At 35.6% G+C, this 365-nt stretch carries 1 protein-coding gene; it reads left to right on the top strand.

Annotated features, from left to right (window positions below; translation table 11 throughout):
- On the top strand, positions 1 to 206 hold a 206-nt coding region (locus CJF42_RS28265), incomplete at its 5' end, for a hypothetical protein (protein ID WP_212668885.1).
- Positions 207 to 365: the final 159 nt, after the last annotated feature.

A 365-nucleotide genomic window follows, 5' to 3' on the forward strand; every position in this document is an offset into this window, starting at 1 on the left:
CCTTACTGGCGTTTTTCTATCATCAAATATTTGAACTCACCTGTGGTATATACCAAGCATGTCGTAAAGCCAATGGCTCAAAGAAAAACTTGTGGGATGGATTCAGATTCATTATAGAAAAAATGATAATTGAGTCTTGGGAAGTGTTAATGGATTTTACATTGAATCAAAATGATTACGAGGTGATAACTGTCAAAAGAAAATAAATAAAGAGATAGGGGTAAATGCGCTTAATTGCGTAAACTTACCCCTGCCTGAAATAAAAGGGTCAAACGTAACGCAGGCGCTAAATATCGGACTCGATGTTTTAAAAAAAGAAACTTGTTCGAAAAACAGCCTGGAATTATATTGAGCGAGAATTGCTG

The organism is Pseudoalteromonas sp. NBT06-2 (genome assembly GCF_002276045.1).
GTDB lineage: Bacteria > Pseudomonadota > Gammaproteobacteria > Enterobacterales > Alteromonadaceae > Pseudoalteromonas.